Source organism: Thermogemmatispora sp. (assembly GCF_019683635.1).
Lineage (GTDB): Bacteria > Chloroflexota > Ktedonobacteria > Ktedonobacterales > Ktedonobacteraceae > Thermogemmatispora.
Map to the genome: position 1 here is coordinate 1 of NZ_JADGIA010000031.1, position 25,381 is coordinate 25,381.

A 25,381-nucleotide genomic window follows, 5' to 3' on the forward strand; every position below is an offset into this window, starting at 1 on the left:
CAGGCCAGGCCAGGCTAGCCCAACCGACCGCAGGCTCACCACCATTCACCTTGCCCCCGGCGCCGGTGGTGCAGGCGGGAGAGACGAGACTAGGCGTAGCGCTGAATGTATTCGTCGATGCGGAACTCGCGAGGCTCAACGACCTCACGGGTCACGCGCTCCATTGTTGGCCGCTCCTCGCGATAAAAGAGGCCGATATACTGCTTCTCGCTGTCGAGAGCATACTCCAGGGCCTTGAGCCGGTTGCTCGGGTCATGATCCTCCGGCAGCGGCGTTACCGCGGCATCCCAGGCATCGAAGGTATTGTAGAAGGTTGGGCAGGGACTGAGCACATGCACAAAGGAGAAACCCCGATGCAGAGTAGCCTGCTCGATCAGGGCCGCCAGCTCTTTGGGGCGAGCGGAGTAGCCGCGGGCCACAAAGCTCACGTTCAGCGAGAGAGCGGTCGCGATCGGATTGAATTGCGAGGCCAGCAGGCCATAGGGCGACGACTTCGTCTTGTGGCCATGCGGTGAGGTAGGCGAGGTCTGTCCCTTGGTCAGGCCATAGGTCTCGTTATCCATTACAATGGCCGTAATATCGATATTGCGCAGAGCGGCGTGCACCAGGTGGCCCACGCCGATGCTGAAGAAGTCGCCATCACCCCCCACGGCAATCACCGTCAGATCAGGACGGGCCATCTTCAGGCCCTGAGCGACCGGGAGGGCGCGCCCATGCACGCTATGGAAGCCGAAGGTGCGAATAAAGTGGGGGAAGCGGCTGGAGCAGCCAATACCCGAGACAACCACCGTCTGATCGACTGGCAGCTTGAGGGCCGCCATGCTGCGCAGCGTCGCGTTGAGCACGCCAAAATCGCCGCAACCCGGACACCAGGTCGGCTTGACCTCGCTCTTGTAGTCCTTGAGCGTGAGCGTTGGAGTGGTTGACTGAACCACGGCTAACAAACCTCCTCAATGGCCCGCAGGATCTCGCCCGCGGTGAAGGGAATGCCCCCGAATTTATTGACACGAATCGGCTGCAGACCATACCTGGCCCCGAGCAGGTTGGCCAGCTGGCCCGAGTAATTGCACTCGGGAACGATGATCGTCTTGACGGAGCTGATGAAATTGCGAAGAGCACGGTCGGGCAGGGGCGAGAGAATGCGCAGATGCAGCGAGGCTACCTTGTAGCCCTTGGCCCGTGCGCGATCAACCGCCTCTTGAATGGCCCCCTCTGTCGACCCCCAGCCGATCAACCCGATCTCGGCGTTGCTGTCCCCGTACGGCTCCGGCTGTGGCAGCTCCTGGGCCGCCGTCTCCAGCTTGCGAAAGCGCTTCTGCATCATGGCCGTATGGTCTTCCGGCTCGTAGTCTGGATGGCCATGCTCGTTGTGCTCCAGGCCGGTGGCAGAGTAAGGAAGGGCACCAGGTCCGGGGATCGTCATGGGAGAAACGCCGCTGGCTGTATAGGCGTAGCGCGCGAAGCTGGCCGCCAGGGCTGTTGCCGCTTCGTGCTTGCTGCCGTTGCTGCTGGCCCCATTGGCGCCGTTGGCGCCATTGCTGCCCACCTTGCCATACTCAAGGCGCCCCTCGATGGTGAAGGGCTGAAAGACGCTGCGGTCGACGCTCTCAACGCGAGCCGTCAGCGACTGATCGGTGAGAAAGATGACTGGCATCTGGTAGCGGTCGGCCAGGTTGAAGGCCAGACCCATCAAGCTGTAGCAGTCGGCGACATTGGCCGGCGCCACGATCAGGCGCGGCGTATCGCCGTGGCCGCCGTAGAGGGCAAAGCTGAGGTCAGCCTGCTCCATCTTGGTAGGCATACCCGTGCTGGGACCAGCACGCTGGGCATCGACAATGACCGCTGGTAGCTCAGCCATCGAGGCCAGCCCGATCAGCTCAGTCATCAGGGAGAAGCCCGGGCCAGAGGTCGCCGTCATGGCCCGCACACCGCCGAAGGAGGCTCCCAAAACCGCCGCCAGGGCGGCCATCTCATCCTCCGCCTGCAAGAAGGTGCCTCCTACCTGCGGCAGTTCCTTGGCCATCGCCTCCATGATATCGCTGGCCGGCGTAATCGGATAGCCCGCGAAGAAGCCACAGCCCGCTGCCAGGGCGCCCGCTACGACCGCCTGGTTGCCATTGAGCACCACGCGATCGGCCTTTTCCACAGGGCCAAGCTGGTAGGGATCTCGCTTTTCGATCTTCTCACGTACATAACGGTAGGCGATGTCTAGCGCCAGGCGGTTCTTCTCCATCAAGACGGGATTGGCCTTGCGGGATTTGGAGAGGCGGGACTCCACTACCTGAAGCAGGGCCTCCAGGGGCGGCCCGAAGAGGCCAGCGATGGCCCCCAGCATGACCATGTTCTTGGTCTGAAAAAGCTGCACTTCCTTGCGCGCTAGCTCGTTGAAGGGCACGGCATAGGTGATGAAGTCGTCGCTCTCGGGCGTGAAATCACCAGGGTCGTAGACCAGGACCCCCCCCCGGCGCAGGTCGCGAATATTGCGGTCGTAGGCCTCTTTGTTGAGGCAGATCAGGACGTCCGCATAGTCTCCCATCGATTTCACAGGGCGATCGCTGATGCGCACCTGGAACATACAGGGACCGCCCAGGATCTCCGCCGGGAAGGTGCGGAAGGTGAAGACATGATACCCCCAGCGCGCGGAGGCGAGCGCCAGGATGTCACCACCCGAGATGGTCCCTTCGCCCGACTCGCCACCAATCCGAATCGTCACTTCATTCTCCATTGAATGCCCCCTCTAAAAATTCAACCGCGCCCTGTGCACAGAAATGGCGCGGCCCTTAAAAAGCGCTCCCGGGATTCCACAGAGTGCTCGCGACTAACAGCGGTCGCTCTCTGCTCTTGCTCCGGTCTGCGTCTGCTCGACTGCCTTGCACTCAAAACAGGGTGCTTCGCCGATGGCACGGCTCCTGTGTTCACGATGCTGCTGCTTACCGCTGAATCCGCCAATAGGCTCGTCGTTGACTGGCTTGCCCCTTTCTTTTCAGGAACGGAAGCCAGCCAGGTGCTGTGCTCTACACTTCCGATATTATAGCACAATGTGGACCGTACGATGTATCGATCTATTGCCATGCTGAACCAAATGTCGCGGGGCTTTGTTGACTTTTCTGGCCTCTCCCTCTTCCCAGAGAATCCCGAGTATGTTACAATAGTGGTCGCAAGGGCCCATAGCTCAGCGGTTAGAGCAGCCGGCTCATAAGTGCGCCGCTGTGCTCTACCTGTCTCTGCTGCGCAGTGCAGCACCACTGGGACCGTTGTGGTTAAAGCCTGGTCTGACCTGATCCCGAAAGGGTTAGGGGACAGTAGCATGGCCAGAAAAGTACGGCTCGGGGGAAACTGCTTACCCCGCTCCGTGCAGCGAGGCCGTATATGGTGAGGAGGAACTTCCGAACCCGAGATGTGCCCGCTCAACCACCCGTGCGATGGCAGGATTGCGCACGTCGCCCGATTTGACGACCGTGGTTATGAGGGTCGTCAATGGTCCCATCGGGCTGGCGGCTGGTAGCCCGGCACATCGTAAGGGCACCTACGTACGGACCGAGGCAGGTAGGGAACTGCGGGATCACCTTCCAGGATACGGACGGGTCGCCTCTCTGGCACCAACTCTGCCACTGGCATCGCCGTGTCCTCTGGTGACGGAGTGCCCATAGTACTCAAACGATCGGGGTAACGCCCGATACACGGGGAAGGGGCACAGGGCGCTGCTTCCTGCCCTCCGGCTCGACAGCGCCTGGAGAGCCGTGTGCGTCGAAAGGCGCACGCACGGTTCGGGAAGAGATGACCTTGCTCAGCAGCCTGGCCTTCCGGCAATCAGCGCTTGCTCGCCTGATCGCTTCCAGGCCAGGCAGAGGCTGGGGAGTCGTCGGCTTCACCCGGTTGGTCCCTGGTTCGAATCCAGGTGGGCCCACCTTCACCCTTGCTCGCTCGTCTCCTTGTCCAGTCCCGGCAGCTGGCTGTCATCCAGTGGTTGGCCAGCCGCTCTCTCCCTCTACTGCCAGCTTGACTGACCCGCCCCGTTCAGATCGTGAGGAGGGGCCTCCCTTGTTAATAAGCCCTTTTCTGGCCGCGGTTTCAGGTCTCATCTCTTCTCTCGCTCCTCGTTCTAGCTGCCGTGGCTCTTTTTTTGATCCGCCAAGGAGGCAAAGCACAGCCAGAAGCGGGCCAGGGCCGCGAGGGGGCGGAGAGAGAAGCAGGGAGAGAGTGGGCAAGGCAAGCCAGCAGGGCAGGCCCGGATACCGGGCCCGATGCAGAAAAAGAGGGGCGTGGTCTGGGCGACCGCCCCCCTACTGGTGACGCTTCAGGAAGCGCTCGATACGTCGCAGGGCTTCCTCTAGCTGCTCATAAGCAGCGCAATAAGCACAGCGTACATAACCGGCTCCGCAGGCACCAAATGAGCTACCGGGCACAACGGCTACGCGCTCTTCTAGCAGCAACTTTTCGGCAAACTCCTCATCGCTCATGCCAGTCTGGGCCACACAGGGGAAGGCATAGAAGGCCCCTCGCGGCTCACAGGTTGGCAGGCCAATGCGGTTGAGTCCATCAACAAACATCCGCCGCCGCCGCGCGTACTCGGCATGCATAGCGCGTACGTCTTCCTCGCCGTGACGCAGGGCCTCCAGAGCCGCGACCTGGGCGACGGTGCCGGCGCACATAATGGCGTATTGATGCACTTTCAGCATGGCCTCTAGCAGGGTGGCCGGAGCCGCCACGTAGCCGACGCGCCAGCCTGTCATGGCATAGGCTTTGGAAAATCCGTCGAGCAGAATGGTGCGCTCGCGCATACCCGGCAGCGTCGCTATGCAGACATGCTCAGTCTCGTAGACCAGGCGACTGTAGACTTCATCGACCACCAGGTAAAGATCATGTTCCAGGGCCAGACGCGCGATTCCTTCCAGCTCGGCCCGCGGAATGACAGCCCCCGTCGGATTGTTAGGGTTGCCAAGGAGCACCACTTTGGTGCGCGGCGTGATCAGGGGCGCGATCTCCGCGGCGCGCACAGCAAAGTCGTAGCGCGCATAGGTCGGGACCGGTACGACCACGCCGCCGGCAAAGAGAATATCAGCCTCGTAGGCAACGTAGCCGGGGTCAAGCGAGATCACTTCATCGCCCGGATCAACTAACGCGCGCATCGCCAGATCGACCCCTTCGCTGACGCCAACGGTGACCAGGATCTCTTTCTGCGGATCATACTGCAGGCCGTAGCGACGCTGCAACATTGCAGCGATCTCTTCGCGCAATTCGAGAATTCCATAGTTCGACGTGTAGTGCGTCTCTCCACGTCTGAGGGCTTCGATGCCCGCCTGGCGAATATGCTCCGGCGTCACAAAATCAGGCTCGCCTACTCCAAGCGAGATGACGTCTGGCATGCTGTTGATGATGTCGAAGAATTTGCGAATGCCGGAGGGTTTGACGGCCCGCACTCGCTGTGAGAGCGCTTCGCGTTTGAGTGTATCCATAATCAGCTGCCTATCCCTTCTTGTGCACACATGGAGGCCAGGAGCGGCAAGCAACGCCCGCGGTTGCCCGTCCTTTCTCTGCCAGGATCATCTGCCAGGCGGATGATCCCGCAGGTGCCTTCCTTGTTCAGCATCCCGTTGCCTCTGCTGTTTCCACTGTAGCACAAACGGGCCGAGGAGACAACGCCTCGCCTCAGCTCCTACCCCAGATGGTCAGGGGGGCACTCGCTGCTGATCCGCTCCTGCCACCAGCGCGCGACTCTTGCGCTCTGCCCGCGTCCGCCGCTGGCCGCGCAGCCAGGCCCGCCCGCACTCAGGTGGCCAGACTGCGCAGCTTCTCAACGATGCCCGGCAGGACGGTGAGGACGGTGTCGATGTCTTCTTCGCTGTTGTCTTTGCCAAGGGTCAGGCGCAGGCTACCGCGCGCCCACTCGGGCGGCAGGCCAAGCGCGACGAGGACATGCGAGGGTTCAACCGAGCCAGAGGTGCAGGCCGAGCCGGTCGAGGCGGCAATGTTGAGCAGGTCAAGGTTGAGCAGGATCGATTCACCTTCGACTCCTTCGAAGCAGAAGCTGGCGTTGTTGGCCAGGCGCTGCGTCGGATGGCCGGTCAGGCGACTGCGTGGGATGCGGCTCAGGATGCCCTCGATCAGGCGATCGCGCATGGTTCGCAGCCGCGGCTGGACCTGCTCCAGCTCCTCGTAGGCCAGGCGCAAAGCTGTCGCTGCTCCTACGATGCCGGCCACGTTTTCGGTCCCAGCTCGCCGCCCGCGCTCCTGTGAGCCTCCTTGCAGCTGCGGCAGGAGTCGGACGCCCTGGCGCACGTAGAGAATGCCAACGCCCTTCGGCCCATAGAATTTGTGAGCCGAGAGCGAGAGCAGGTCGGCATTGAGCGCCTTGACGTCGAGTGGTAAGGCCCCGCCCGCCTGAACGGCATCAATGTGGAAGGGAACTTTACGCTGCCGACAGATGCGCCCAATCTCTTCAACCGGCTCGATGGTCCCGATTTCGTTGTTGGCGTACATGATGGAGACGAGGACGGTCTCAGCGGTGATGGCTCGCTCAACCGCCTCGGGGTCAATCAGTCCGTGTTCGTCAACTGGTAGATAGGTGACGTTGAAGCCGAAACGCTCCAGATAGTGACAGGTGTGCAGGACGGCATGATGCTCGATGGACGAGGTGATGATGTGCTGACCTTTGTTGCGCGCGGCCAGGGCCACACCCTTGATGGCCAGATTGTCGCTCTCGGAGCCACAGCCGGTAAACACGATTTCGGTGGGCCGGCAGTTGAGAATGGCAGCGATCTCTTCACGCGCCCTGTCAATGGCTTGCATGGCCCGCCGCCCCAGGGTGTAGATACTGCTGGCATTGCCATAGTCGCTGGTGAGATAGGGCAGCATGGCCTCCAGCACCCGCGGATCAAGGGCGGTCGTGGCCGCATGGTCAAGATAGATGAGTCGCTCTGGCATGGTTACGCTCTTAACTTTGAAATTACGGCTATCCCCGAACTTCTTCTTCTGCTGCTGTTCAGATATTGAAAGTTAACAGGTGTTCTCCAGTCGCTCGCTCCCTGCGACGAAAGAGCGCTTGTTTGACGGCTGCCTTCATTGTATCATAGAATGAGCTCCGCTTCCTGTCTCGCTGCGCTTCAGGAGCCTCTCTTTTCATTTTCATAACTGTAGCAGGTCAAAACATAGTTTTTATACTTATTACAGCATAATAGAAAGGAATAACTCGATGGGGGAAGAGCTTCTTTTAAGTCTGATGCCCGATTTTGAAGAGCTGAAGGGTGAACGCGTCATTGTAAGACCGTATCGTGAGGAAGATGCTCCTGCGCTCTTTGAGGCCATCCAGGAATCGCGCCATCACCTGCGCCCCTGGCTGCCCTGGGCTGATCAGCATCAGCGCATCGAGGAGACGCGCGATTGGATCAACCGCCAGCGCGCTGCCTGGCTGGTGCGCGAGTCTTATGGCTGTGTGGTGCTGAGCCGGGCAGATGAGCGGTTCGTGGGTGGCATCGAGCTGAGGCCCCAAGACTGGCAGGCGCATGTTTTCGAGATCGGCTACTGGCTGCGCGCCACGGCCACTGGTCGGGGATATATGACGGAAGCAGCGCAACTGCTGACCAGCTTTGCCTTGAGGCAGCTCGGAGCCAACCGCATCGTCATCCGCTGTGACGAGCGCAACGAGCGCAGCGCTGCCATTCCACGCCGTCTTGGCTTTGTCTTTGAGGGCTGCCTGCGTAACGAGGCCCTGGCTCCCGATGGCAAGCTGCGCAATACGCTGGTCTTTGCGCTGACGCCAGCGGACCAGTGGCAGGCTGGCCAGTAAACGAGGAGTGGAGAGGGGTCGGCAGCGACCTCTCTCCTTCAGGACAGGCCCTTCAGTCAAGCTCAACGCAACGCAACGCCGCGCACGATCGCCATCCGCAACTAGAGGCTGCCCCAGTTGTAGACCGTGTCAGGTTGCACGTGCGGGCTATTATAGGCCAGAGTGATGAGTTCATGAGCCTGTAGCTGGAGGCTGTGGAAGTCGCCTTGATAGGGCTTGCCATCGACGTAGACACTCCAGCCGCTGGCCTGGTCAAGCTGGCTGGGGAAGCCGTTGCCCAGTCCGGCGAACTGGCTCTTCCAGATATCGAAGAACTGGCCAAGGGTGAAGCGTGCGTTCTGCGGCGCCTCAATATGGATAACGCCGGTCGTGTCGTGGGTATGGAGCCAGTAGATGCAGTCGCCGGCGATACCGGTGTTAGCAGGGATCTGCATGGCTTGACCGTTGATGTAGATCGAGAGATGGGCGTGATAGTGCACCGCCACCTGCTCGCTGGCATCACAGTAGACCTGATCGACCGGCGGATAGGCCGCGTCGACAATCGGATGGTCCTGGCTCTGAACCTGGCTTTGCTGGCCCTGAGACCCGGTATGAATCAGGAAGTAGGCCCCCCCTCCCAGCAACAGGAGAAAGAGGACAACGACGCCGCTGGATATAAATAAGGTGCGGAGCCTGGCCCGCCGCTGCGCCCGTTCGCGCTGCTGCTGCGCTCGCCGTCTGCGCTCCTCTCGCGCTTGCTTGATCGATAGTTCCTGTTTCCGCTCTCCCACCTGCGACCCTCCCTGTGGATTGCTCTGGCCGGTTCCTGCAGTGCGCCTCACAATACCGCTAGCCTGCTGAGCCTTCCTTTTGCTCATGACTGCTCTCCATCGCCAGCCTTTTCTTCTTGAAGAAGCCCTCGTTCATGCTGCCGCTGCGAAAGCCGAGGAGATCGAGGGTGACATAGAGATAGCCGAGACGGCGCAGGCCCTCCGTGACGCGGCGGCTCGTCTCTTCTTCGATCAGGCGGGGCATGTCCTGCCGCTCAACCTCGATGCGGGCTACGACCCCATGATGGCGCACACGGACCTGACGCAAACCCAGCTCGCGCAGCAGCTTCTCCGCCTGATAGACCCTTTGTAATGTCTCGATGTCGATGCGCGTCCCGTAGGGAATGCGCGAGGAAAAGCAGGCCAGCGCTGGTTTATCCCAGACAGGCAAACCCAGCCAGCGCGCCAGGGTCCTGATCTCATTTTTGTGCAGCCCCGCCTCCAGCAAGGGGCCCCGCACGCCAAACTCGCGGGCTGCGCGCTGCCCCGGGCGGAAATCGCCCTCGTCGTCTTTGTTGACCCCATAGGCTACATAGCGCAGGCCGTGCTGCCGGGCCAGGGCCGTCAGGTGAGTGAACAGCTCCGTCTTACAAAAATAGCAGCGATTGGGCTGGTTCGCCAGATAGCGCTCATCTTCAAGCTCATGGGTCTCGACGGTCAGCACACGAATGCCCAGTTCGCGCGCCAGCTGTAGCGCGGCTTCGCCCTCCTCGGGTGCATAGGCGGGTGAGAGCGCCAACGCTCCAAGCGCCCGCTCGCCGAGTTCATCGTGGGCCACCTTCAAGAGCAGGGTACTATCGACGCCACCAGAGTAGGCCACCAGGACTGACTGCATCTCTCTCAAGATGGCCTGTAGGCGCCGGTATTTCTCCAGTGTCGCGGCCTCAAGCTCCGTGACACAGTCATCCTTCGCCGAGGGAGTTGTGAGCATAGAACTGCAATCTTGCCTTTCTTGATCTCCCACCCAGAGGGGAACGCCGGAGCTGGCCGTCCTCCTGTCAATTGCGACGGGGTCAGCCGCGTTCCTCGCCGAGCTGATGATGCTATACTATAGAGCAGTATTGTATTGAAGATCTCGGCTGCGCGCGGTCAAGTGCTATTATAGCATGGCCGACAAGCCAGAGACGAACACCAGACACTGCGAGGAAGCTATCATGAGCGAAGAGCCAGTGTGCGCCGCCATTCTACTGGCCGCGGGTACCTCTAGCCGTATGGGTGGGGGCCGACATAAGTTGCTCTTGCCCCTGGCCGGGCGCCCGCTGGTGCAGCACAGCGTGGAGGCCATTTTGCGGTCGCAGGCTCGCCCTCTGGTGATCGTCCTGGGTCACCGCGCTGAGGAGGTGCGCGCGGCCCTGGGTGACTACGCGACCAATCCAGCGGTCGAGCTGGTCGTCAATCCTGACTACGCTCAGGGCATGAGCACCTCGCTGCGCTGCGGCCTCCAGGCCCTGCTGGCCCGCGCCGCTCGCTTAGACCAGCCACCACCCGCTGGCGCCCTGATCTTTCTAGGCGACCAGCCTTTCATCCCGCCTCACCTGATCGATCGGCTGATCGCCACCTGGCGCAGCTCTGGTCGACGGATCGTGGCCCCCAGCTATGAGGGGCGACGCGGGAACCCTGTGCTCTTCGCCTCAGATCTCTTTCCGGAGTTGGAGCGTGTCGCCGGCGATGAGGGCGGACGGCGCGTGATTGAGCGCCACCGCGCAGAGATAGCTCTCGTCGAGGTGGAGGAAGCACTGGCTGCCCACGATGTTGACACATGGGAGGCCTATCAGACGGCCCTGCGCGCTCAGTCAGGCGAGAGCGACCCTCAGCAATAAGCGACGAGCGGTCGTGGCCAGCTCATGGAGCGCGTGTGAGCGAGGAGGTAGCAGATGTCTAAGGAGCTTGACGAGCACCCGCAGTCTCAGGATTCAGCGCACGATCAGGCGGCTTTCTGGCTGAACTATGCGCGCGAGCTGTGGGGAGCGATTCGCTATCCCGAGGCGCTCGCCGCCGTCGAGCGGGCCTTAGCCCTGGCGCCCGACGATCCCGCTGCCTGGTACCTGCGCGGAGCCTGCCTTTGCCTGCTGGCGCGCCATGAGGAGGCTTTGGAGTCCTTTGAGGAAGCCCTGCGTCGGGATAGACAGTACGTCCCTGCCTGGGACGGCAAGGCCTGGGCTTTAGGGGTGCTCGGACGCCGCGCCGAGGCCCTGGCAGCCGTCGAAGAAGCTCTACGCCTCGATCCTCATTATCTGCAAGCCCGTCTGCGCAAGGCACGGCTGGAGGCCACCGCTGAGGTTGACGCTGACTGAGCGAGCGGAGCGGGGAGAGCGTGGAAGGCGACTGGTCTCGCTCAGGTGAGGATGGGGCCGTAAGACAGTGGGCAAGCAGCCAACAACGTGGTAGGATAGTGGCGTGGTGGCTGATGGCCGGGCTAAGCCGCGCCCGCCTGCGCCCTGAGCGAGTCAGCCAAGGAGGCTGAGCCACCGCTATGCCTGCTGCAGACAGACCAGACGGGACGGCCTGACGCAGCAAGCTAGCTACCCGACCACGAGCGAACGGAGAAGTGTCTGCATGTCCTCATCATTGCTTGAGCAAGAGATCCGCAGCCAGCCCGAGGTCCTCGCCCGCCTGCTCGAACGGGAGCGCCCCCATGTAGAGGAGATTGTCACCTCCCTGCCACCGTTCACCTATGTGCTGATCGCAGCTCGGGGATCATCGGACCACGCCGCACTCTACGCGAAATACGTCTGGGCGGCCCTGGCCGGCCATACCATCGCGCTGGCCACGCCCTCGCTTTATACTCTCTATGGTCGGCCTCCGCGCCTGGATGGGGCCCTCGTCGTTGGCATTTCGCAGTCAGGTCAGTCACCCGATATTGTCGCTGTGCTTGAAGAGGGCCGCCGCCAGGGCCGTCCGACGCTGGCCATTACCAACGATGCCAGCTCTCCCTTGGCCCGGGCCGCCGACCATGTGGTCGCCCTGCACGCCGGAGCCGAGCGCAGCGTCGCCGCCACCAAGACCTACACCGCCCAGCTGACAGCCCTCGCCCTCTTCGCCGCCGCCTGGAGTCCTGAGTCGGCCAGCCATCTGGCGGCTCTAGAGGCCCTGCCCTCCGCTGTCGCCCAGGTGCTGGCACAATCCACAGACATCGCCCGCCTGGCCGAGCGCTATCGCTATATGGATCGTTGTGTGGTGATCGGGCGTGGCTTCAACTATGCCACGGCCTTTGAGCTGACGCTCAAGCTCAAGGAGCTGACCTACGTAATGGCCAATGCCTATTCTTCGGCGGACTTCCGCCACGGCCCCATCGCCACGGTCGACGCCGGTCTGCCGGCCATTCTGATTATGCCGCGCGATGCGACCTACAGCGATATGCGCGAGCTGGCCGAGGAGCTGCAGCGCCGCGGCGCAGAGCTGCTGGTGATCTCGGAGGAGGCCGAGGCCCTGGCTCTGGCCCGCACACCTCTCCCCCTGGTGAGCAGCGTCCCGGACTGGCTGAGTCCAGTGACGGCGATTCTTCCTGGCCAGATGCTGGCCCTCCATCTGGCGCTGACCCGCGGCTATAATCCAGATGTGCCGCGCGGCCTCCAGAAGGTCACGCTGACGCTCTAAGCCGGCGCTCCCAGCCCCGACTACCTGTCTTTCCGCCTGTTTTGTTTCACCTGACAAGACAAAGCAATGCCCCGGCGCTTGTCCGGGGCATCCTTTGTCTTGCCGTTTATTCTAGCAGGCGAGCCAGTCGCTCACGCCAGGACGCACTGACGAAGGCCAGCCGCCCCCGGCAAAGGACCGCCTGCAGCGCGAGTGTCCGATCGAAAATGAGAAGGTCAGCATCGTAGCCAGGCTGGAGCCGGCCCTTGCGCTCGCCGACGCCGGCAGCCAGGGCGGGATTATAAGCAAGCATGCGGGCAGCATCGCGCAAGGAGAAACCGAGCTTCTGCACAACGTTGCGTAAGGCCTGCTCCATCGTCAGCACACTCCCCGTGATAGTGCCATCCGGCAGGCGCGCCGCACCATCGATGACGGTAGCCCGCTGCCCCCCAAACTCAAAGGAGCGCTCCGGGCTGCCCGCGCCGCAGAGGGCATCGGTAATTACCACGGTGCGCTCAGGTCCAAGGGCCTTGACCAGCGCCTTCATGGCCGCCGGATGAACATGCACCCCATCGGCGATCAGCTCGCCGCGTACATGTCCCGCTTCGACCAAGGCTCCCAGTGGCCCCGGTTCCCGATGATGGAGGGGACGCATGGCGTTAAAGCAGTGCGTGACGTGGCTCACCCCCAGAGCAAAGGCCCGTCGCGCCTGCTCGTACGAAGCATCAGAGTGCCCCAGGCTGACAGTGACCCCCGCCTCCAGGAAGCGGCGGATCATGGCCTCAGCCCCGGGCAGCTCGGGCGCCAGGGTCACCAGCCGGAGATGGCCGCGGGTAAGTTCCAGAATGTGCTCGGCCTCCGCCTCGCTGGGCTGGCGCAGCCACTCGGGCAGGTGCGCCCCCCGGCGCGCAATATTAAGATAGGGACCCTCCAGATGGATGCCCAGCGGCTCAGCCAACGGCTCTTGGCTGGCCTCACAGCGCTCAATAGCCTCTACCGCCGCCCTCAGCTGCTCTTCCGGCAAGGTATAGGGCACCCCAATGACGCCAATAAGAAAGGCCGTGGTCCCGCTGCTAGGCGCCCAACGGGCATAGGCACAGATCTCGCTGGCGTCGTCCGTACTGAGATTGAAGCCACCTCCACCATGAGTGTGCACATCAATGAAGCCCGGCAGCACCAGGGCATCCTCAGCCTCGATGACTAAGCCCGACTGCTCTCCTCCGCTCGCCGGCTCAATACGCCCATCGGCAACAGTAATACTGCTGTCAGACAACTCGGCCAGTGCATCGACAAGATGCGCTCCTTGAAAGGTGAATCTGCCCAAATACGTACTCCTTCACTGGTTCAGTGATTTGACAGCTGGTATCTCACACTGTGGAGTATTCCCAGGAGAAGAGAACTTTTCTACCTGCGACCACAGTATTATATAAAACGCGGCCACGCCTGTAACAAAAGGCATGTGTACGCGCTTGTACGCTCATGCCACTTACCGCCCCATCGCCCGACGGCAGTTTGCGGCTAAGTGGCTATGTGATCTATACAACTATTCATTTGTACCTCTAGGCACAAGAGTACCAGGAGAAGAGCAACTTGGCAAGCCCATCCACCTGCTCTGGCTTCTGGAGAGAGTGCGGAGCGCACGTCAAGCATGACGGTGACGCTGGGGACAACAGATCGAGGAAAGCCGGAGGCTGGCGCATTGTGAGCAAAAGCCCACGAAGAGCAGAGGGACCAGAGAGAGACGACGGGCCTGGACGTCGGGCAGACGAGGCGCCTGGCTCATCACAGTCGTTGGAGAGACAACACGTGCCCGCCCGCCCGACGTCCTCGCTTCAGCGAGGAATGCACTCCTCTACGGAGGCGAGAAGAGGCATACCGCGCCGCATCAGCGGCTCACCGCGGAAGCCACCTGTTCGCCGGCGCGCTCGCCCAGCACCATACCGGGTAGCATGCCCAGAGCACCCAGCCCCTCGACAGCCAGAGCAGGAGCCACCGCCCCCACAGGATGCAACTCGGGGACCATCTGCGGCGTGACCTCCAGGTCCACGGCCCAGGTGTAGGCCGGTTCCTGCTCCGCCAGTTCGGGCAGCCAGCGATAGGTCAACTCCTTGAGCCGGCAATGGTAATGAGCGTCATTGCGCGTGACCCCGGCGCGACCGTAGCGACCACCGGTCACCGTGAGCCGTCCCTCGCCCGGCCTGAAGTCCGCGTAAGTGTAGGGCAGGGCATCCCCAAAGACGGGGAAATCGGGCGGCAGCTCGGCGCGGAAGGCCAGCGCATACAGGCGCGCATTGGGGCGGGCGCCCGGGCCTACGGCCAGGATCAACCCCCGTGTCAGTAGTGTGCAGCCGTTGGCCAGATGCAGGCGCCAGCCACTTGCCCCACCGGGCAAGGGCACCTCCTCATAGCTGATCACCGGAGCGTTGCCGCGCAGCTCAACGCCAGCACGACGGGCGCGTCGCGCCAGGTGCGCCAGCAGGGTCAGCGGGTGCACGCGCGCCTCATCCGGCAGCCAGAGGGCCGCATAGACAGTGCGCACATTGAGTCGGCCTCCGGTAGCCTCCGCCACCTGGGCCGGGGTCCACAGCTCCGCGCGCAAACCCATGCGCAGCCGCAGATGTACCTCACGCGCCAGGTTGCGCGCCCCGCTGATGGTCTCGGCCAGGCTCAGTGAGCCAGTCAGACGCAGGGAGAGCAGCGAATCGGGGAGAGCCGCCTCCCTGACCAGCGAGAAGAGAACTTCGGTCGTGGCAGGCCAGAGGGCAAGCGCTGGATGCCCTGAAGGCAGGGTCGTCAGGTCGGCATTAATGCCAACGCTTAAGATGCCGGCATTGCGCCCACTCGTACCACATCCAATGAGCGCATTGCGCTCCAGCACCAGGACACGCGCACCCGCACGGCGGGCGCTCAGCGCCGCGCTTAAGCCAGCAACGCCGGCCCCAATCACTACAACATCCAGCGGTTGGGCGGGAGGACCTTCATCAGCAATGTCCGGAAGGTGCAATTCCGCTCGGACAACAGGATCAAGGTCATCCTCCCACCAGGGGACAACAGATCGAGGAACAGGAGTGGTTGGTGGGACTAGAGTCGTACGTCGATCAGGATCGGCTTCAGTCTGCGTTTCAACTCGCATAAAGCTCCTTTTCACAAGGGCAGTAGCGCGGCAGTACGTGACGAGATGCGCATCACCGTCCTCCCAAGGGCGTGGCAGCCCAAGCGAGACAACGACGGCGGCACGCTACAGCATGCCCTCTGGGGAGCAATGCGTCAGGAGCAACCAGGCTCATCCCGCAAGGTAGCCGGCTAGCGGAGGAGAAAAGCCGCGCGGCTCCTGGGCGATGGCGGTCCTGCACATCCCGGGCAGGCCACGCTACCACCTGACAACCATCCTATCTATGATTGATGATAAGAAGCTCTACCCCGCTCTGTCAAGCCGGCATGAGCAGCACAGCCCCCTGCTTAGCTCTTCTTTACTCGTTATACAGCTTTCACCTGCTTTCTCTATCTATCTCGCTTTAGGAAATAGCCCATTCCTGCAGCCGATCTGGCGCGTCGTGCCCGGCGGATTCACTCGTCTCGCTGCCTGTAGCCTCGCGAAAGCCCATGGCATAGAGCTTGGCATAGACCCCGTTACGGGCCAGCAATTCTTCGTGTCTGCCCTGCTCGACCACCTGGCCTTGCTGGAGCACAACGATCAGGTCGGCGTTCTTGATCGTCGAGAGGCGATGAGCAATAACAATGGCCGTACGCCCCTGCAGCAGGCGCTGGAGTCCTTGTTGCACGATTAGCTCGGTTACGGTATCGATATTGGCAGTGGCCTCGTCGAGAATCAGAATACGCGGATCAGCCAGCAGCGCCCGCGCAAAAGAGATCAGCTGTCGCTGACCCATGCTCAGGTTGCGCCCACGCTCGCGAATCGGCGTCTCGTAGCCCTGGGGCAGGCGTTCGACCAGGTCGTGCAGGCCCACGGCCCGCGCCGCCGCTATGACCTCCTCATCGCTGGCCTCCAGCCGACCGTAACGGATGTTCTCCTTGATGGTCCCCGTAAAGAGAAAGGGGTCCTGCGGTACAACCCCGATCTGCCGGCGCAGCGAGCGCTGCGTGACGTCACGCACATCATGGCCATCGATCAGGACAGCCCCCTCCTGGACATCGTAGAAGCGGGTGACCAGGCCAGCGATGGTCGTCTTGCCAGCTCCCGTCGGCCCGACAATGGCCACGGTCTGCCCAGGCTCGATGTGCAGATTCAGCCCGCGCAGCACTGTATAGCGGGGCGTGTAACCAAAGGTGACGTTGCGAAATTCAATCTCGCCCCGAATCGGCGGCAGTTCAGAGGCTCCCGGCCTGTCCTTGATCTCCACTGGGATGGAGAGGATCTGATAAATGCGCTCGGCAGCCACGGCAGCACGCTGGAGCTGCGTGTACTGCATGCTCAGCTCCCGAATGGGATCAAAGAAACGGTTAATGTAAAGCGTAAAGGCCACGAGCACGCCGACCTGTAGGGCGCCATGCGCGACCTCCATGCCGCCGTAGACTACTACCAGGGCGATGGCGATCGCAGCTACAACCTCGACTAGCGGGAGCACAAGCGAGGAAATACGGTTCGCTTCCAGGTTGGTATCGCGATTGTAGGCATTCAGCTCGTCGAATTCGCTGCGGTTGCGTCCTTCGCGCGCCAGGCTCTGAATAACGCGCATGCCTGAAATATTCTCTTGCAGCGTGGCATTGACGAGCGAGATGGCTGCTCGCGTGCGCCGGAAGGAGCGCTCGGCGTGACGCGACCAGAAGGCGGCAATGACGAACATGACTGGCAGTACGGCGAAGGAGAGCAGGGCCAGCCAGGCGTTCATGGCAATCATGGCTCCAATAATGCCCACGAGAGCCACCAGCGAGCCGAGTATGGAGAGCAGCCCAGAGCTGAGCATGCTCTCCAGGACGTCAATGTCGCTCTGCAAGCGGGACATGACGCGCCCGATCTGAGTACGATCGTAAAAGCTCAGTGAAAGCTGCTGCAAATGGTTGAACATGTCAGAGCTGAGCAGATAGAGCACTTGCTGCCCCGCCCAGGACATGGTCCAGATCTGCCAGTATTGGGCCTGCCACATCACAACGTTGACAAGCAGGAGCAGCAGACAGATCAGGGCCAGGCCCCCCAGGTCGGCGCGGGTGATGAAGTTGTCAATAGCCACCCCGATCAGATAGGGATTGGCGAGATTGGTCGCGGTGTAGATGAGCATCAGCAGGACGCTCAGGGCGGTCAGGCCCTTGTAGCGGGCGAGGTAGACACCAAAGAGGCGAATGGAGCGCCAGTCAAAGCGCCGCGTCTCGCTTTCATCGGCGCTGGCCAGCGTATTCTCTTCCCACAGGAGGCGCCGCCGCTGCTCCAAATAAGAGCGACTGCGCTGGTGCCGCTCGGCTTTCTGCCGCTGATCCTTCATCTCTTCCCTCCTCTCTGTTGACAACAGCCTTCCTTCTCCGCCTCGGCCTGAGACTTCCTTTCCTCTTGAGCTTGAGTCACTCTCTGCTCCTGACTGATGCGCTGATGGCGATAGCGCTCCTCAAATTCCTCTTGCTCACGTAGCTGCAGGTCGTAGAGACGGCGATAGAGGCCGTTGTGCGCCAGGAGGCTTTCGTGGGTGCCGCGTTCGACAATGCGACCGCGATCAAGAATGAGAATCTGATGGGCATGCTTGATGGTGCGCAGGCGCGAGGCCACGACGAACGTCGTGCGTCCACGCATGACCGCCTCCAGAGCCTGCTGAATCAGATATTCGGTCTCCATGTCGACGCTGGAGGTTGAATCGTCCAGGATCAGGATGCGCGGATTGAGGAGCAGAGTACGCGCGATGGCGATGCGCTGCTTCTGCCCTCCCGAGAGGGTCACACCGCGCTCGCCTACCCAGGTATCGTAGCCATTGGGCAAGCTGCAGATGAAGTCATGGATGCGGGCAATTTTGGCTGCGGCTATGATCTGCTCCTCGCTGACCTCTTCGACGCCATAGGCAATGTTTTCGCGCAGGGTGGCATTGAAGAGAAAGACGTCTTGTAGGACCAGCCCTACTGAGCGCCGCAGGGAGGCGAGAGTGATTTCACGTACGTCGTGGCCATCGATGGTAATGCGCCCCGCACTGACATCATAGAAGCGTGGAAGCAGGTGTAGCAGGGTGCTCTTGCCGGCCCCGGTGGCACCGAGGATGGCAATGATCTCGCCCGGCCTGGCCTCGATCGAAATATCGTGCAGCACCTCCTGCCCGCCCGCGTAGGCAAAGGAAACATGCTCGTACCGCACATGGCCACGCACCTCTCGCAGCTCACGCGCCCCGGGAGCATCGGTAATGGAGGGAGAGGTGTCGAGAATCTCGAAGATGCGCGCCGCAGAAGAGATGCCCCGCATGAACCAGGTCACCATAAAGCCCAGGGTGCGCGTCGGCGTGCCCAGCACGAGCACATACTGCGTCACAGCCACCAGCGTGCCCAGACTCAGCTGATGCCCGATTACGGCTACTCCCCCTACCCAGACGAGCAGTACCGTGATCAGATTGAGAACGAGGACCATCAAGGGCTGATTCCAGGCCGAGAGGCGCATGGCCTCCAGATTCAGCTCGCGCAGCTTGCGATTCTGTCGGTCGTATTTCTCGACTTCGAAAGGCTCGCGCGCAAAGGATTTGACGACGCGCATGCCGCTCAGGCTCTCTTGCATAATGGTGCCAAGCACGCCGTTCTCTTGCTGGACCTTCTCCCAGAGCGGGCGCAGTCGCTTGCCCACCTGAACGGCGAGCAGCATCAAGAGAGGCACACTGATGAGCGTGATGAGAGCAAGAAAGATGTCGAGCTGGAGCAGGATAATGGCGACGGCGCCAAAGGTGACAATCGCGACCAGGGCACGCAGTAACCCCAAGGGGATGAAGTTGCGCACCCCTTCAATATCAACGGTCAGGCGCGACATGAGCTGTCCCGTCTCGGCATCGTCATGGAAGGAGAAGTCGAGCCGCTGCAGATGATCATAGACCTGGTTGCGCAGGTCATAGGCGACATGATAGGAGACAGCTTGCGAGAGATAGCTCTGGCCGTAAGAAAAGAGGCCACGCAGCGCACTGATGAGCAGGATGGCACCCGCAGCTAGCAAGAGGCTGTGAAACTGCCCCCCACGAATGCCCACGTCGATGACCCAGGCTAGCAACCAGGGGACGACAAGGGCAGCGATAGTGGCCAGGACCATTGAGATGACCGCCCCCAATGAGGCTAGCCAGTAGGGTCGCAGGAGGCCAATGATCCGCTTGCAGATGCGCCAGTTGCTTCTCCACCACCCAATATCGATGGAAAAGAATGTTTTGGGCATCGATTCGGCGACGATCGCTGACATGAGAAGTGTTCCTTTCTGGCAGGCATCGACAGCAACAGGCGAGGATTTCTATCGGACAGGCCCGACAAGGGGCTGCTCCGTCTATCGGGAGACTTGGGTGTTCCTCCAGGAACAGTCTAGGCGCCTATAGCTGACAGGTGGGTGTCAGTCTTTCACTCAATCGGGAGGCAGGCCGCGAAATTCGCTGCGCCTGGGAGAAGCCTGGCCATCTCAGCGCTCGCTTCAAGCCCAGAAAAGAGCAGATAGTGTGTAGAGCGGCACAATTGTGCAGTGTGTTCCGCAGTATCCCTTGTCTTTTCAGAAGGATCGTTCCATACTAGAAGTATGCAGAAGATAGAGCGCTTGCTGGCGATTACTCTGCTCCTGCAAACACGCGGGAAGATGACGGCCCAGCGCCTGGCGAGCATTCTGGGAGTCTCAGCACGCACCATCTATCGCGACATCGATGCCCTTTCGCTTGCTCATGTCCCCATTGCGATGGATTACGGCCCGGGCGGCGGCTACTACCTTGCAGACAACTATCACTTCGATGCGACCGTCTTTACACGCGAGGAAGCGGTCTCGCTGGTGCTCGGTGTGGATATGGCCGGCAATTATAGCCTCTTTGCCGACGACGATGGTCTGCATCGGGCCCTCTTTAAGCTGGAGGCCGCCCTGCCGGAGGAGTACCGCGCCGATATCAAGGCAGCGCGCGAGCATATCTTGTTCGATACCACGGCCTGGGAGGGCGACGAGACAACGGGGGCGTTTTTAGAAAGGATTCGTCACGCTGTGCTGGCAGGGCACCGCCTCGATCTGCTTTATCCCTGGACGACCCGCCAGGCGATGCCTGCTCTGCGCTGGCTACGGGTTGACCCCTACGGCCTGGTCTATAAAGGTCTGACTTCGCGCCAGGTGCGCAGCGGGGTCTGGTATCTGGTAGCCTTCTGCCATGCGAGTCAGCAGGTTGAGACTTTCCGCGTTGGCTATATTCAGGATCTGCGTGTTCGCCAGGAGCGGATTCAGCCACCACCGGATTTTGATTTGCAGACCTATTGGAAGGAGACACGGCGCCATCTGGCCGAACAGGAGCAGCCGCTGACGGTAACCTTGCGTGTCAAGGCAGCAGCGCGCCATCGCTTGCGTGGCAACTATACGGTGCTGCGGGAAGAGGCTGATGGCAGTGTGCTGGTACGTGTGCAACAGGAGTCGCTGCAGGAGGCTGTCGCCTATGTGCTCTCTCTTGGCAGCGAGGCCGTGGTGCTGAGTCCGGCGCGTCTGCGTTCGGCGGTGCTGACCACGGCAGAGCGTATCGCTGCGCTCTATCGTGAGGAAGTGAAGGACGCTTCGAATTTCTAGAACGACTGGGCTGGGCTGGGGCCCCACCATCTGCCTGGCAGGCCGCATCCTTTCTGGCCTGTCAGGAGGGGGTTCCGGTTCGCACCTGTCCGACGAGGGAAGCCCGCAAGAGAGGCTTGGAGCGCTGGAAATAGGTTTTGGCCGTGGCCTCGGGCATGCTGAGCGCCTGCCCGATCTCAGCAAAGCTCAATTGCGCTGTGTAGCGCAGTAGCACAACGGCCCGAAAACGGGGCGGCAAGCTGTGTATGGCCTCTAGGAGCAGTCGCTGGAGATCATGGCGTTCAGCCAGCTCATCGGGTAGCGGGCGTCCGTCCGCAATGCTTTCAACGGCGACAGGTAGCTCTTCCCCTTCCTCTCCCCCACTCTCCAGCTCGGAGAAGGTTACTGCTCGCTTCCTTCTCAGCTCGTCAAGACAGCGGTTGCGCGCGACTTGAAAGAGCCAGGGCTTGAGAGGAACGCCCAAATGGAGACCGGGCAGCGAGAGATAGAGTTGGAGCAAGACTTGCTGCAAAATATCACAGGCTTGATCGTAGTCACCTAGAAAGTGGCAAATGAAGCTGAAGAGCGGACCGCTGTAGCGCTGGACAAGCGCTTCAAAGGCGCTTTCGTCTCCCTCCAGGGCACGCTGGGCAAGATGCCCATCGCTTCCACGCTTTCCTCGCCAGGGGCTTTCTTGTTTCTGATCTATTTGCATACACCATTGCCTCGCTTTCGTTCTTCCTGCTAAACAGGGTAGCGTCTTCTGCCGGGGATGACAAGCGCAGCAGCGGCGGATAAGCTCCGCTGTAGGCTTTTCTAAGCAGAAACTAACCTTTGCCAGCTCAGCTTATCTACGCAGGCTGTGTCTCGTGTCTGCCGGGTCCTTCTTCGCTGCCCTCGATCCGATCTGCAGACCTGGTCACGGCTAGCAACGCTCGCGCTTCTCTCCCGTCTGCCCATCACGGCGCTCCGGTGCCAGCTCAGTGAGTAGAGAGGCCAGCTCGGGCAAGCGCTGCTCTTCGAGGGCAATATCAGCCCCTGCCGGATAGGCCTTTAAGACGGCGAGCAGCACGAGAGCCAGAGCCTCATTGTCCAGGCGCAACTGCTGCGCTTCGCTCTCGTCGCTGTCTCCATCCCGGTAACGGAGATAGCCCAGCCGCTGCTCGTAGCGTTCAAGCCGATCGAGCAGATGGATCAGGCTCCACTGCAGGGTGAGGCCGTCCCGCTTCGCCGCCTGAACCAGCCTGTTGAGGAGTGAGAAGTTCATGTTCCCTCCTTTCTATTCACTTCTTTGGTTACTTCCTCTATGATAATCTTCCTTTTATGCAGTATATTCTTAATCAGCATTTAATGCAAGCAATCAGGCGGCTCTACCAGATGCCGATCGGCCCGGGAAGAGCTTCCCAGGGGGCGGACACTCCAGAACTCCTAGCAATCGCAACTTTCCCACCCACTTCTACGTCTAACTCTAGCAGAAGGAGAAGAAGAACCTGAAAGGATTGAGCCGACTCTCCTGGACAAAGATATCTCCAGGCGCCTTTCAGGTGGCCTATCGCTGGCCTGCATGGAAGCGGCCTGCGTTTTCTTTACCAGAACAGGCAACACGATCGCTCAGTATAGAAGGGAAGTTGAAGAAGAAATTCTATGCTAGGGGCTGTTTTTCCTCGCCGCATCGTTGCTAACCGACAGTTGCGCCGCCTGAGCCGCCTGGGGATCGTCGCGGTGATTGGTCTGGTGGGGTTGGTTGACATGCTTTCTCTCTTTGTGCCCGCTCTGGCGGCCTGGGATATCCTTCCCAATGCCTGGCTAGGTGCGCTCCCTGTCTCTCACTCGCACGCCCATCCTCTGACTGCGGTGGTAGGCTTCTTTCTGTTGATGCTTTCCTACGGCCTGGCCCGAGGCAAGCGCCAGGCCTGGGTGGTCACCCTGGTCTTACTGTTGCTCTCGGCCTTGCTGCTCCATCATCCTCATGGGGGCTTGTCGCTTCCCTCTCTCGTAGTCTTGGGGCTGACCGCTCTCTTGGGCTGCTGCTCTCCCCTCTTCCAGGCCCGTAGTGACCCTCCTTCGATCTTTCGCGGCTATGTGGCGCTGGCACTGGGTTTGGGTATCGTCTTTTTCTATACCCTTGGTGGCTTCTTAACACTCTACAGCGATTTCGAGCCATTGATCGACCGCTGGGGTCTGGAAACTGTCCTCCTGGGACTGTTGAGCCGGGCCCATCTCCATTTCCCACGCGGGACCCCCGCTTTTCTTTTTGCGCGTGCGCTTCCGCTGTTGTGCATGAGCGCCGTGGGCTATGGCATGCTGCAGCTTTTTCGCCCGGTGGCGGCGGCTTTGCTCTCGCAGACCGAAGAACGTCAGCGCGTTGAGGAACTGGTCCGCCTCTACGGGCAGAATTCGATTTCTTATCACTTGCTGGTCGGTGAAAAGTCTTTTTTCTTCGCGGATTCGGGTCGGGCAGTGATCGGTTTTGTGCTCCAGGGGACGACGGCGGTGGTGGCCGGTGATCCCGTGGGACCAGAGGCCGAGCTGCCGGGGCTGATCCGCCAGTTTCTGGCTTTCTGCGAGCTGCAGGATTGGACTCCGGTCTTCTGGCAGGTGCGTGCTGAGCTGGCTCCTTATTATCGCGCCGCTGGTCTGCATTTGCTGAAGATTGGTGAGGATGCCATCGTTGAGCTGCCTTCTTTCTCGCTCCAGGGTAGCGCTATGGCGAATCTGCGGACGAGCGCGCGTCGAGCTGAGAAAGCCGGGCTAACTGTGGTCTTCTATGAGGGGCGCGTGACCTCCTCCGAACATGTGACGCAAATGGCTCGTATCTCCCGTGAGTGGCTCCAGCAAAAGGGCGGCACCGAAATGGGCTTCAGTATGAGCCGTTTCCATCCGTTCGAGACATCTCCTCAGCTCTATGCGCTGGCCGTCGATCAAGAGCAAACGGTCCATGCCTTTGTCTCTTTTGTCCCGATCTATGGGCGCCGTGGCTGGGCCTTGGATTTGATGCGTCGCTCATCTCAAGCTGTTCCTGGCACGATGGAGCTGCTGCTGAGCCGCTCACTCTTTTTCCTGAAGGAGCGAGGGGCAGAAGTGGTAAGCCTGGGGCTGGCTCCCTTAAGCAACTGCAATCAGGAGGAGGATGAGACGCTGCTGGCAGCGAGCATCAGTTTCCTGAAGGGCCGCCTCTCCGGCCTGACAGGTGGTCCTTCACTCCTGGCCTTTAAGAAGAAGTTTCAGCCGCGCTGGGAAAGTCGTTATCTGGTCTACCCGGAGACGCTGAGCCTGCCCAAGGTTGGCCTGGCGCTCTACCGCGTCCATCAGCATGATGGCTCGCTGGTGCTGGCTCTTCTGCGTTCGCTACGCCCACGGCTGCGCCCGCAAGGGGTGCCAGCGCTGAAGCGTGGTAGCGCCTGAGTGCCCCTCACCTTCGTCCGCTTCTGTTCAGGAGGCCGACTTTGGAAGAAACAGCGAAAGGGCCGCAGAGCGGTCGGCCATCTGCGGCTGGTTGAGGACAGGCCCCGATCTTGGTCAGTCAGTCTGTCTCCTGGTCTGTCTGTCCTCAACCAGTCTGTTGCCAGGCGGCAGGCTTTTCCCTGTCACTCCAAGCGCGGCGAGCCGGGTGAAGGTGCTGTTTGCCGGTCTTCTGACAATGCTCGCTGTTGCTCTTCTGCCTCCAGCGCCTGCTGAAGCTGCTGATCGCGCACCCTGGCTTTCTCTTCAAGCGCAGCCAGCCAGCGAAAGAAGAGGGGCGTCATGACGATCAGGTCCACAAGGCCCGGCACAAGTAACATAGCCCCAGCGGCCTCCTGGTCGCTGAGCGGAGCAATAAGCGGATGCGGCTGCTGGGCGTAGATAGGGTAGAAGAGGGTCCCCGAGAAGACAAGCAGGAAGGCAAAGATGTCAATCGGTTGCCCATCGAGAAAAGCGTAGAGCATCTGGGCCGGGTAGCTGAGGCGCAGCTTTTCCTCTGTGGGGCCGAGCAGTGGCCACCAGTTGAGCAAGGCCAGCGGCAGCAGGATCACCAGGGCGAGATCATAGAGGAAAGCTTGCTCGCTGATCGCAAGGTAGAGCGGCGGCAGATGCCAGAGGAGGAAGAGGCCGTTATAGAGAATGGAGGCCGGCAAGGGGCGGGTCAGCCAGCGGAGCAGCGCAGACCCGTTGGCCCTGGCTTGATCCTCGCTCACCCGGAGCCGCCTGGCCAGGGCAGTTGGCAAGGCGAGCAGGAGGAGGGGTGCGCAAACAGTGCTCAGGACAATCACCTGGAGCATGTGCATGAGAAAGAGCTGACTACGCGCCAGGTGATCAATGGGGGTCACCAGGACCGCGAGAAAGGCGACGATGGCCACGAGGAAGGCCAGCAGGCGCCAGCGTGCCTGACTGGGACGCTCCCCCGCCTGGGGCTGCCGCAGATCTCCCCAGAGGGGCGGCAGATAGCTCAGGCAGAGAAGTAGCGCAGCCATGATGGCAGGAATGTGGACCTGCCCGAGAAGGCTAATGATCGTTTGCATGGGCTGTCTCTCCGTGCGATAAGACTGTAAG

Annotated in this window: 19 protein-coding genes; 6 read left to right on the forward strand and 13 right to left on the reverse strand. The window is 61.2% G+C overall.

What is annotated here, in order from left to right; genetic code table 11:
* Positions 1-89: 89 nt before the first annotated feature.
* The 4 genes from IRZ31_RS05610 to nifS form a co-directional block, all read right to left on the reverse strand.
* Positions 90-935: a 2-oxoacid:ferredoxin oxidoreductase subunit beta gene (locus IRZ31_RS05610; RefSeq protein WP_297150767.1), complete on the reverse strand. Its 846-nt coding sequence runs from the start codon at positions 933-935 to the stop codon at positions 90-92.
* A 2-nt stretch (positions 936-937) separates the two neighbouring features.
* Complete coding sequence (locus IRZ31_RS05615; protein WP_297150769.1) at positions 938-2,725, reverse strand: 2-oxoacid:acceptor oxidoreductase subunit alpha; 1,788 nt, start codon at positions 2,723-2,725, stop codon at positions 938-940.
* 1,558 nt (positions 2,726-4,283) lie between these two features.
* Complete coding sequence (locus tag IRZ31_RS05620) at positions 4,284-5,456, reverse strand: aminotransferase class I/II-fold pyridoxal phosphate-dependent enzyme (protein WP_297150772.1); 1,173 nt, start codon at positions 5,454-5,456, stop codon at positions 4,284-4,286.
* A 313-nt stretch (positions 5,457-5,769) separates the two neighbouring features.
* Positions 5,770-6,924, reverse strand: coding sequence for a cysteine desulfurase NifS (nifS, locus tag IRZ31_RS05625; RefSeq protein ID WP_297150775.1), 1,155 nt, complete (start codon positions 6,922-6,924; stop codon positions 5,770-5,772).
* Between the two features lie 268 nt (positions 6,925-7,192).
* On the opposite strand from nifS, the gene IRZ31_RS05630 reads away from it, so the two are divergent.
* Entirely contained in the window at positions 7,193-7,786 is a 594-nt protein-coding gene (locus IRZ31_RS05630) for a GNAT family N-acetyltransferase (RefSeq protein ID WP_297150778.1), read from the forward strand.
* Positions 7,787-7,887: 101 nt separating this feature from the next.
* Here the strand turns inward: IRZ31_RS05630 and IRZ31_RS05635 are convergent, their stop codons facing one another.
* Entirely contained in the window at positions 7,888-8,643 is a 756-nt protein-coding gene (locus tag IRZ31_RS05635; RefSeq protein WP_297150781.1) for a hypothetical protein, read from the reverse strand.
* Positions 8,615-9,526, reverse strand: coding sequence for an ATP-dependent sacrificial sulfur transferase LarE (larE, locus tag IRZ31_RS05640; RefSeq protein WP_297150784.1), 912 nt, complete (start codon positions 9,524-9,526; stop codon positions 8,615-8,617). The genes IRZ31_RS05635 and larE overlap by 29 nt, the downstream gene beginning before the upstream one ends.
* Positions 9,527-9,749: 223 nt before the next feature.
* Between larE and mocA the strand changes: the two genes are divergently transcribed.
* From mocA to IRZ31_RS05655, 3 genes are all read left to right on the forward strand, one after another.
* Positions 9,750-10,415 (forward strand): molybdenum cofactor cytidylyltransferase, encoded by a 666-nt coding sequence (gene mocA / locus IRZ31_RS05645; RefSeq protein WP_297150787.1) that lies wholly within the window; start codon positions 9,750-9,752, stop codon positions 10,413-10,415.
* Positions 10,416-10,469: 54 nt separating this feature from the next.
* Positions 10,470-10,889: a tetratricopeptide repeat protein gene (locus IRZ31_RS05650; RefSeq protein ID WP_297150789.1), complete on the forward strand. Its 420-nt coding sequence runs from the start codon at positions 10,470-10,472 to the stop codon at positions 10,887-10,889.
* 262 nt (positions 10,890-11,151) lie between these two features.
* A complete protein-coding gene (locus IRZ31_RS05655; RefSeq protein ID WP_297150792.1) occupies positions 11,152-12,192 on the forward strand; it encodes an SIS domain-containing protein in 1,041 nt (346 codons plus the stop codon).
* 106 nt (positions 12,193-12,298) lie between these two features.
* Here the strand turns inward: IRZ31_RS05655 and nagA are convergent, their stop codons facing one another.
* From nagA to IRZ31_RS05675, 4 genes are all read right to left on the reverse strand, one after another.
* Entirely contained in the window at positions 12,299-13,495 is a 1,197-nt protein-coding gene (gene nagA / locus IRZ31_RS05660) for an N-acetylglucosamine-6-phosphate deacetylase (protein WP_297150795.1), read from the reverse strand.
* Positions 13,496-14,056: 561 nt separating this feature from the next.
* A complete protein-coding gene (locus IRZ31_RS05665) occupies positions 14,057-15,304 on the reverse strand; it encodes an FAD-dependent oxidoreductase (RefSeq protein ID WP_297150798.1) in 1,248 nt (415 codons plus the stop codon).
* A gap of 382 nt (positions 15,305-15,686) precedes the next feature.
* Positions 15,687-17,609 carry an ABC transporter ATP-binding protein gene (locus IRZ31_RS05670; protein WP_297150800.1) on the reverse strand — a complete coding sequence of 641 codons (1,923 nt, stop codon included), beginning with the start codon at positions 17,607-17,609 and terminating at the stop codon, positions 15,687-15,689.
* Entirely contained in the window at positions 17,606-19,534 is a 1,929-nt protein-coding gene (locus tag IRZ31_RS05675) for an ABC transporter ATP-binding protein (protein ID WP_297150803.1), read from the reverse strand. Before IRZ31_RS05675 ends, IRZ31_RS05670 begins: the two co-directional genes overlap by 4 nt.
* Before the next feature lie 324 nt (positions 19,535-19,858).
* Between IRZ31_RS05675 and IRZ31_RS05680 the strand changes: the two genes are divergently transcribed.
* Positions 19,859-20,872, forward strand: a complete 1,014-nt coding sequence (locus IRZ31_RS05680) for a YafY family protein (protein ID WP_297150805.1) — start codon at positions 19,859-19,861, stop codon at positions 20,870-20,872.
* A gap of 61 nt (positions 20,873-20,933) precedes the next feature.
* On the opposite strand, the gene IRZ31_RS05685 is transcribed toward IRZ31_RS05680, so the two are convergent.
* Entirely contained in the window at positions 20,934-21,566 is a 633-nt protein-coding gene (locus tag IRZ31_RS05685) for a sigma-70 family RNA polymerase sigma factor (RefSeq protein ID WP_297150809.1), read from the reverse strand.
* A 210-nt stretch (positions 21,567-21,776) separates the two neighbouring features.
* Positions 21,777-22,118, reverse strand: coding sequence for a hypothetical protein (locus IRZ31_RS05690; protein ID WP_297150812.1), 342 nt, complete (start codon positions 22,116-22,118; stop codon positions 21,777-21,779).
* Between the two features lie 377 nt (positions 22,119-22,495).
* Here IRZ31_RS05690 and IRZ31_RS05695 point away from each other — a divergent pair, with 377 nt between their 5' ends.
* Complete coding sequence (locus tag IRZ31_RS05695) at positions 22,496-24,256, forward strand: DUF2156 domain-containing protein (protein WP_297150815.1); 1,761 nt, start codon at positions 22,496-22,498, stop codon at positions 24,254-24,256.
* Between the two features lie 182 nt (positions 24,257-24,438).
* On the opposite strand, the gene IRZ31_RS05700 is transcribed toward IRZ31_RS05695, so the two are convergent.
* Positions 24,439-25,350, reverse strand: coding sequence for a cytochrome c oxidase assembly protein (locus tag IRZ31_RS05700; RefSeq protein ID WP_297150817.1), 912 nt, complete (start codon positions 25,348-25,350; stop codon positions 24,439-24,441).
* Between the last annotated feature and the right edge of the window lie 31 nt (positions 25,351-25,381).

Coding starts and splice junctions, on each gene's coding strand:
- IRZ31_RS05615 (WP_297150769.1), bottom strand. CDS start 2,725: ATGGAGAATGAAGTGACGATTCGGATTGGTGGCGAGTCGGGCGAAGGG.
- IRZ31_RS05670 (WP_297150800.1), bottom strand. CDS start 17,609: ATGAAGGATCAGCGGCAGAAAGCCGAGCGGCACCAGCGCAGTCGCTCT.
- IRZ31_RS05700 (WP_297150817.1), bottom strand. CDS start 25,350: ATGCAAACGATCATTAGCCTTCTCGGGCAGGTCCACATTCCTGCCATC.
- IRZ31_RS05650 (WP_297150789.1), top strand. CDS start 10,470: ATGTCTAAGGAGCTTGACGAGCACCCGCAGTCTCAGGATTCAGCGCAC.
- IRZ31_RS05630 (WP_297150778.1), top strand. CDS start 7,193: ATGGGGGAAGAGCTTCTTTTAAGTCTGATGCCCGATTTTGAAGAGCTG.
- larE (WP_297150784.1), bottom strand. CDS start 9,526: ATGCTCACAACTCCCTCGGCGAAGGATGACTGTGTCACGGAGCTTGAG.
- IRZ31_RS05685 (WP_297150809.1), bottom strand. CDS start 21,566: ATGCAAATAGATCAGAAACAAGAAAGCCCCTGGCGAGGAAAGCGTGGA.
- IRZ31_RS05620 (WP_297150772.1), bottom strand. CDS start 5,456: ATGGATACACTCAAACGCGAAGCGCTCTCACAGCGAGTGCGGGCCGTC.
- IRZ31_RS05635 (WP_297150781.1), bottom strand. CDS start 8,643: ATGAGCAAAAGGAAGGCTCAGCAGGCTAGCGGTATTGTGAGGCGCACT.
- IRZ31_RS05680 (WP_297150805.1), top strand. CDS start 19,859: ATGCAGAAGATAGAGCGCTTGCTGGCGATTACTCTGCTCCTGCAAACA.
- nifS (WP_297150775.1), bottom strand. CDS start 6,924: ATGCCAGAGCGACTCATCTATCTTGACCATGCGGCCACGACCGCCCTT.
- mocA (WP_297150787.1), top strand. CDS start 9,750: ATGAGCGAAGAGCCAGTGTGCGCCGCCATTCTACTGGCCGCGGGTACC.
- IRZ31_RS05665 (WP_297150798.1), bottom strand. CDS start 15,304: ATGCGAGTTGAAACGCAGACTGAAGCCGATCCTGATCGACGTACGACT.
- IRZ31_RS05655 (WP_297150792.1), top strand. CDS start 11,152: ATGTCCTCATCATTGCTTGAGCAAGAGATCCGCAGCCAGCCCGAGGTC.
- IRZ31_RS05690 (WP_297150812.1), bottom strand. CDS start 22,118: ATGAACTTCTCACTCCTCAACAGGCTGGTTCAGGCGGCGAAGCGGGAC.
- IRZ31_RS05695 (WP_297150815.1), top strand. CDS start 22,496: ATGCTAGGGGCTGTTTTTCCTCGCCGCATCGTTGCTAACCGACAGTTG.
- IRZ31_RS05675 (WP_297150803.1), bottom strand. CDS start 19,534: ATGTCAGCGATCGTCGCCGAATCGATGCCCAAAACATTCTTTTCCATC.